This is a genomic window from Bacteroides sp. 1001136B_160425_E2 (assembly GCF_015559655.1).
In the GTDB taxonomy this organism is placed as follows: domain Bacteria; phylum Bacteroidota; class Bacteroidia; order Bacteroidales; family Bacteroidaceae; genus Bacteroides; species Bacteroides luhongzhouii.
The window spans coordinates 111,043-117,102 of the sequence record NZ_JADMQH010000019.1; the positions used below are offsets into that span (position 1 = coordinate 111,043).

Below are 6,060 nucleotides of genomic sequence, written 5' to 3' on the forward strand. Positions count from 1 at the left end.
TTATGTTTTTCCAATCAATTTATCAGATGATGTCGGCAGGCACAGACCTGAACATCAACATCAGGAGAACGGACGGAAAACTGTCCGTAGCGGTAATGCCCAGGCGTACAACACTCAAGGATGAAGCCGGACAGCTCATCGTGCCGCTCATACTCAACGGCACCCCCATGGAACTGGACGGACAATTCCTGCAAATCATCACCACACCGCTGCAGAAAGCGCAGGGAATCCTCACCAACCTTGAAACCTTCGAACAGCAGGCACGGCTCGCAGCAACACAAGGCAAGGCGACCGGAACCGCCAACGACAAGAAGACAAAAGAGGCACGTGAAAAACAGGAAAAGATGGAAAAACTCCTCAAACGTGCGGAGGAGGCGTTCACGGCAGGAAGATACTCGGAAGCGACAACCTGCTTCAGGCAGGCCAAGGTACTCGCAGATACGGACAGGCAGAAACAGATAGAGGCAAGGATACAGGAAGTGCAGAAGGAGTCGTCACAGGGCTGCCTGTTTCCTGAAACGGACACACAACCGCTTCCACAACAGCCGCCCGCAAACGGTACGGCGAACGGAAACCGGCCTGACGGACAAATGCGGATGTTCACGTCACAACCGCCACAACAGCCTGTACAGCAGGCAATCCCGCAACCGGTACAACAACCGGTGCCCCGGCCGCAGATAGTACAGCCGCAGCCTGTACCACAATATTATCCGGGAACACCGCAACCACAGCCAATGTACGAAGGATACTGCCGGAATCCCGCAAACGGCAGTCCGCAACAAATAGAGGAACAGCCCCAAACATACTTCCGCCAGCCCGGCGGACAGTACCCCCAGGCACAACCATGGCAACAGCCGCAACCCGTCCCCCAGCGGCCGCAAGCAACCGTCATACAGACAACCCGGGAAAATACGGGCAGGGAATACCAATCACCGCCACAACCGGCCGCAGAAGCACTCACTTTTGACAAGGACGATGAAAGTGACAAGGAACTGTTGCGTGAAGACCCGTATGCGGAATACATAGACTTCCCGCAGGAATGCCGCATGAAGGACGAGACACAGGCGGAGCTTATATGTTGTTAAACCATTAAAACTTTAAATAATATGGCACTTGATATCAAAGGACTCAAAAGAGTATTCATCCTGAAAAAAGGAAATGACACCCTGACACTGGAAGACCCGGACAGCAGAATGTCCCTTTCCGAAGTAACGGACTTCTATTCCATGAACTATCCGGAACTGACCACGGCAACCCTGCACGGGCCGGAACTCGAAGAGGACCGTGCGGTATACCGGTTCAAAACCACCATAGGAACGAAAGGATAAGCCATGGTAAAGAAAACAAACCCTAAGAAAAAGAAGGAGACAGCATGCAGACAGTTATCGGAACTACAAACGGAAGACCTGGCACGACTTATTATCAGCGAGGCCGGATGCACAGACATCAGCCGGGGAACCGGCAGCAGAAAGAAAAGAAGGCTGCCGCCGGCAGGAACCGTAATGATTTTCTAACGGGGAGGATTCTCCCCGTTACCCCCGATTACTATATGGAGAGCCGCACGGGAGAAAAAATCAACCTTACGACAAGGGAGAATTTTGATTTCCTGTACCGTTCGGCACTCAGATACAGCGGGCTTGTCGGCCTCAGGCTTCCTTTCCGCCCGACCGGGAAATCACCGAGGATGAACATCATCAAACTGTACCGGGCAATGGACACCATACTCCCGGAGCATGTCAATCTGGAAGAGGAGAACGGAAGGCTGTACTTCTGCCTCTACCGGTTCCATGAGTGGCCGGAATATAAACTGTTCTGGATACCGCTGGAATTCACGGAGAGACTGCCGGAAAAACTCGGAAGGATAGCACTGGAATTTATCCAGCAGCTCGCCCGGCACCATGGCATACCCAAAAGCACGGATACCAGCTACTACGAAATGGCACACGATTATCTGGAAGACTACAGGCTCTACGACGAAGAGGCGACGGCAGGAGAGATCAGACGCAAGGCCGCACTTGCCAGACTGTATGAAAAAGGGAAGGCGCACCGTATACTGGAGAGAATGGACAATCCAAAGGGATTTCTTGCGGATCTGGAGGGGGAAATACGGAAATACCACACAAAGAAGAACTATGAGCGGGCATTGCTGGAACTGCTCACGGAAGGTATGGCATACATTTCACACGGCAGCCCGAGCATCATGCAATACTCCTACGACTGGGCATACGAGGAGGCACCTGATTTCAGGTCGGTGGGACTGAAGACGCAGATAATGGTCACCTGGTCGGTAAAGGACGCCATGAACGACGAAATGGAAAGCTATTTCAACTCGGACTACCAGGAATCATATGCGATCACACCCGTCACGACATTCCACCTGACGCCGGACACGGAAAAGCCTTTCTCCATGGATGACTTTCCGGAGCGGTTCTCCCAATGGCTCGCACGCTTCACAAAACTCATTACAAACAACTTCTAATAAAACAGGAAAATGAATGAACTGACAAAACAGATGCAGCAAATCATGCATCCCAGAGCGGTACTTGTCGCCTATGAATGCGAAACGGCAGGTTACTCAATCCCGCAAAGTTATCTCGAGCTCAGGCCTGTCAATGAGAAAGGACGGATGGGAGCCGGCATTCCGGTAACCTATGAGTTCATGAACTCACTGGTGGAATCATACACGGAAAGCATGAGCGGAATCCCGCACGGACGCATCCCCGGAAACATGCTCCTGTGCGACCCCAGAAAAGGACGCGAAAGGTACATATGGTACAATCCGCCGCAGAAGAGAAAAATGTACTTCCAGGACGGGCTGCACATTACAGACGGGACATTCAACGTACCGGGCGTCATCTACGTGGTGGAACGGGAATGCATGGACATACACGCCTTCAAGGGAGCAATCCCCGAAGAGCGGACAGAACTGTATCTGGCGCCGTTCTTCAATGTAACCGGGGCGGACGTCTGCCTGGGCAACTCATCGCTAAAGAAACCGCAGGACATGGATTTTCATGAATTTCAGGAATACTGGGAAAAGCGTTTCTGGATGAGCGAGTTCTCACATTTGGGAGGTGACAGAAACCCGACCCGCAGCAATCTGGTTTCCGTAACGGAACATGCGCGGAACAATCCGTTTGATTACAGCGAGTTACAACAATCCGGGAAGAAACTTAAAGACATACTGACATGAAAAAGATTCATTACACGGACAGCTACCTGCTGAAACCCTACCATCCCGTCACCATCCATGTTGCGGGTGCAGGGGGCACGGGATCACAGGTCATAACCAATCTGGCACGCATGAACGTCGCGTTGCAGGCACTGGGACATCCGGGACTACACGTCACCGTATTCGATCCCGACATTATCACAGAAGCCAACATAGGACGCCAGCTCTTCAGTGAGACGGAACTGGGGCAATGCAAGGCGACGGCGGCCGTCACACGCGTCAACCGTTTTTTCGGAACAACATGGACGGCGGAAAACTGCCGCTATCCCGTACGGAAAACACAGGAAAACGGGGATGACAGGACAAAGCCGGCGAATATCATCATCACCTGCACGGACAATACCCGCTCACGACTGGAACTGTGGAGATTCCTGAAAAAATACAGGGAGGCCTCCGTAAACAATGAAAGGGCGGTTTATTACTGGATGGATTTCGGGAATGCGCAAACCACCGGGCAAGTCTTCATAGGTACTGTCCGCAACAAGATACGGCAGCCGGCATCAAAAGAATTCATGCCGGTACCCGGAATGAATGTCATCACCGAGGAGGTGAACTATTTCACAATAGAAGAGAAGGACTCCGGACCGAGCTGCTCACTGGCGGAAGCACTGGAAAGACAGGACCTGTACATCAACTCCATACTGGCACAAGTCGGCTGTGACATTCTATGGAAGATGTTCAAGGAAGGAAGAACCCTGTACCGGGGAGCATATATCAATCTGGACACACTCCGGGTTAATCCAATACCGGTATAGGCCATGTGAAACAGACAGTTTTCCTTGCCGAAGCTACAGCTGTCGGCAAGGGAAGCATCTGCAATTTTCTTCCAATCCGTATAAAACCGGAACCGGATTCAGGATTTAATCCGCATTAATCCGGCCCCCCTTCCCTGTTTTAACCAGTTTCCATTTGTAACAACAGAAAATAAGCCTATAATACTCCCACAATAGTAGTCTCATAACAGGATACGAACCAAGTTACATTTCATCTTGAAAAGCATTTTCTATGTTAATCATAATTACAAAAAATAGATATTTTTCATACCAGTTCCTTCAGATACAAAGAATATCACAGACCCTTGCCTGACAAATCACTGAGCTGTTTTTTTCTTTCCCCTCTGTCGCAGAAATTCCTGTATTTCCGAACTGCGATAAAAGTTCTTTCCATTCTCATCCGTCTGATAGTAACGGATGAGTCCCTTTTCACGATAACGGGCGATGGTCCGTTGCGTCACGCCCAGAAGTTGCGCAAGGTCACAGTTATCCAGCAAGGTGTCACCGTCCAGGCAGTCTTTCAGGCGGTTCATACGGTCAAGTTTCTTTTCAAGGCGATTAAAACCTTCCACCATAGTCATTATCATTTTCTCAAGTACCTCATTATCTATATACATCATGGCATATCCTCCATTATTTTTAAAAGGTGATTACTTGGATACTCTTCCTGTGCGCACTACAAGAGTATATTACACCATAATGAAAATTATATGCCGGATTCAAAAAACAAGCTCATCATTTTATATAACATCCTAGTCCACAGATATATATAAAATAAAAAAATTACAAAAGCACAGTAAAATGTAATCCCGGATGTTGTAAAGTCTGGGTACAAACTGTAAACATGATTTACACTTCGACCAGCTATCCGTGAAATCTGACGACATCTGCTGACACCTGTAGTCAGAGACTTGGAGACAAACTTACCGGCAGCATACCTTTGCATCGGACAAAAAATCAAAAGCTTATGGAAGTGATCAGTATCGAAGCCGCAACATTTGAAGAAATGAAGCAGGCGTTAAGCTCAATCATCCGGGATATCCGAACAGGAAGAGGAATACGGCAGGAGGAAAGACTGACGGAATGGATGGACAATCAGGAAGCATGTATCATGATGGATATCTCTCCAAGAAAGTTGCTTACTTTACGCAGCACGGGAAAAATCCCGTACAGCAGGATAGACAGGAAAATCTATTATCGGAAAAAAGACATCATCACATACATGGAAGGACTGTTACAAAAAGGAAACAATTAAGCAAAGAAATATGGCACATGACTTACTGACAAGGGAAAGTCCGGAGATTATCCGGTTCTTCCAGGATATTGGACACATCACTGAACTCTTAAAAAGTGAACCGGACAGATACAGGCCTGTCCTGAACGGTGACAGATACATCACCGAAACTGAACTGTCCGAATTACTGAAGATAACACGCCGGACACTGGTTGAACACAGGACAACCGGGCTTATCCCTTATTACCGGCTGGGAGGCAGAATACTTTATAAAGAGAAGGATATTATAAAACTGCTGGATGAAAACAGGCTGGAAGCTTTTTAAAAGCCGACAGTATAGAAGAGAACGTCTTCGGGAATTTTCCTAAAGACGTTCTCTTCATATATATGCCGTTCATTCCAGTATAAATGGATACATTATAAAGTTTTCTGTAATTTTATCCCAATACTATTTGGAGGAATCGAACCTTTTCCATATCTTTGCAACGTCAAAAAAATGACAGCGATAAAGATTGAAATAATTGAAATTAGGAATATGGCTAATTCAATGGTTTTGATTTTAACGATATAAGATTTAGTGCTGTTTATCAGGACTTTAAGTACAAAGAACTTTAAATGTTCGATTCCTGGTGGCACCACTTTTTAAGAAAGCAAAACGATGTAAATCCCTGAATTTCAAAGAAGTTCGGGGATTTTTCTTTTCCAAGAATAGGCAAAATTAGTGGGATTGAAGCAAACTATACGGGGTCAGTCCGAAAACCCTGTGGGTATGTTAAATCTACCCTGTTAGTTTGCATAATCTAAAAATAAAGAATGGTATA

At 47.6% G+C, this 6,060-nt stretch carries 8 protein-coding genes; 7 read left to right on the top strand and 1 reads right to left on the bottom strand.

The features are described from left to right. Positions 1 to 2: 2 nt before the first annotated feature. From I2I04_RS18500 to I2I04_RS18520, 5 genes are read left to right on the top strand one after another with little or no spacing between them, the layout of a single operon-like run. Positions 3 to 1,085: a PRTRC system protein E gene (locus I2I04_RS18500; protein ID WP_195655622.1), complete on the top strand. Its 1,083-nt coding sequence runs from the start codon at positions 3 to 5 to the stop codon at positions 1,083 to 1,085. A 21-nt stretch (positions 1,086 to 1,106) separates the two neighbouring features. Further along, complete coding sequence (locus tag I2I04_RS18505; protein WP_004323222.1) at positions 1,107 to 1,328, top strand: PRTRC system protein C; 222 nt, start codon at positions 1,107 to 1,109, stop codon at positions 1,326 to 1,328. Between the two features lie 44 nt (positions 1,329 to 1,372). Beyond that, positions 1,373 to 2,479: a hypothetical protein gene (locus I2I04_RS18510; protein ID WP_195655623.1), complete on the top strand. Its 1,107-nt coding sequence runs from the start codon at positions 1,373 to 1,375 to the stop codon at positions 2,477 to 2,479. A 12-nt stretch (positions 2,480 to 2,491) separates the two neighbouring features. Further along, positions 2,492 to 3,193 carry a prokaryotic E2 ligase family D protein gene (locus tag I2I04_RS18515; protein WP_195655624.1) on the top strand — a complete coding sequence of 234 codons (702 nt, stop codon included), beginning with the start codon at positions 2,492 to 2,494 and terminating at the stop codon, positions 3,191 to 3,193. Further along, a complete protein-coding gene (locus I2I04_RS18520) occupies positions 3,190 to 3,987 on the top strand; it encodes a PRTRC system ThiF family protein (protein WP_195470613.1) in 798 nt (265 codons plus the stop codon). The genes I2I04_RS18515 and I2I04_RS18520 overlap by 4 nt, the downstream gene beginning before the upstream one ends. 335 nt (positions 3,988 to 4,322) lie before the next feature. Here the strand turns inward: I2I04_RS18520 and I2I04_RS18525 are convergent, their stop codons facing one another. Then, positions 4,323 to 4,625, bottom strand: coding sequence for a helix-turn-helix domain-containing protein (locus I2I04_RS18525; protein WP_195655625.1), 303 nt, complete (start codon positions 4,623 to 4,625; stop codon positions 4,323 to 4,325). Positions 4,626 to 4,972: 347 nt separating this feature from the next. Between I2I04_RS18525 and I2I04_RS18530 the strand changes: the two genes are divergently transcribed. Beyond that, complete coding sequence (locus I2I04_RS18530) at positions 4,973 to 5,260, top strand: helix-turn-helix domain-containing protein (protein ID WP_195655626.1); 288 nt, start codon at positions 4,973 to 4,975, stop codon at positions 5,258 to 5,260. A 10-nt stretch (positions 5,261 to 5,270) separates the two neighbouring features. Further along, positions 5,271 to 5,564, top strand: coding sequence for a helix-turn-helix domain-containing protein (locus I2I04_RS18535; RefSeq protein WP_008026526.1), 294 nt, complete (start codon positions 5,271 to 5,273; stop codon positions 5,562 to 5,564). Positions 5,565 to 6,060 lie beyond the last annotated feature (496 nt).

Excerpts from the sequence above, each read along its gene's own strand:
- I2I04_RS18500 (WP_195655622.1), top strand. The coding sequence starts at position 3 with ATGTTTTTCCAATCAATTTATCAGATGATGTCGGCAGGCACAGACCTG.
- I2I04_RS18505 (WP_004323222.1), top strand. The coding sequence starts at position 1,107 with ATGGCACTTGATATCAAAGGACTCAAAAGAGTATTCATCCTGAAAAAA.
- I2I04_RS18510 (WP_195655623.1), top strand. The coding sequence starts at position 1,373 with ATGCAGACAGTTATCGGAACTACAAACGGAAGACCTGGCACGACTTAT.
- I2I04_RS18515 (WP_195655624.1), top strand. The coding sequence starts at position 2,492 with ATGAATGAACTGACAAAACAGATGCAGCAAATCATGCATCCCAGAGCG.
- I2I04_RS18520 (WP_195470613.1), top strand. The coding sequence starts at position 3,190 with ATGAAAAAGATTCATTACACGGACAGCTACCTGCTGAAACCCTACCAT.
- I2I04_RS18525 (WP_195655625.1), bottom strand. The coding sequence starts at position 4,625 with ATGATGTATATAGATAATGAGGTACTTGAGAAAATGATAATGACTATG.
- I2I04_RS18530 (WP_195655626.1), top strand. The coding sequence starts at position 4,973 with ATGGAAGTGATCAGTATCGAAGCCGCAACATTTGAAGAAATGAAGCAG.
- I2I04_RS18535 (WP_008026526.1), top strand. The coding sequence starts at position 5,271 with ATGGCACATGACTTACTGACAAGGGAAAGTCCGGAGATTATCCGGTTC.